Genomic DNA, 446 nt, shown 5'->3' with positions numbered 1-446 from the left:
CCTGCAGGGCGGCATCCACCCCCGCGCCCGACAGCGTCAGACGCCCCTTGCCGGCCTTCAGCCAGACACCGGGTGCACATGACCCTTTCAGCCAATTTATTAATATTTTTCTCTTCATTAACGGATGAAATTAACTCGCCAGAAGCATCAACAGAATATGTCCTCACAGTCCATGTGTAATAAGGGAAATATGTAATGTTTGGCACTCTCTTTAGGCAAATCTTCGAAGACATCATCCCCCCCACCACAGACCCTGAGCCTGTGATAGAAGAAGAAGAGGAAACCCCGGTGCCGCCGCTGGAGGAACCTGTAAACCCAAATGGTGAGGTCTCAGATCCAGGAGAGGTTACAGACCCCGAGCCTGTGATGGAAGAAGAAGAGGAAACCCCGGTGCCGCCGCTGGAGGAACCTGTAAACCCAAATGGTGAGGTCTCAGATCCAGGAGA

1 pseudogene is annotated in these 446 nt (G+C 52.7%); it reads left to right on the top strand.

The features are described from left to right. Window positions 1-195 precede the first annotated feature (195 nt). A pseudogene (locus Q1A34_RS21970) lies at window positions 196-446 on the top strand (hypothetical protein); the annotation flags it as partial.

Origin of the sequence: uncultured Roseobacter sp., assembly GCF_947491795.1 — a bacterium.
Lineage (GTDB): Bacteria > Pseudomonadota > Alphaproteobacteria > Rhodobacterales > Rhodobacteraceae > Roseobacter.
This window is presented reverse-complemented; position numbering and strand designations above follow the sequence as displayed.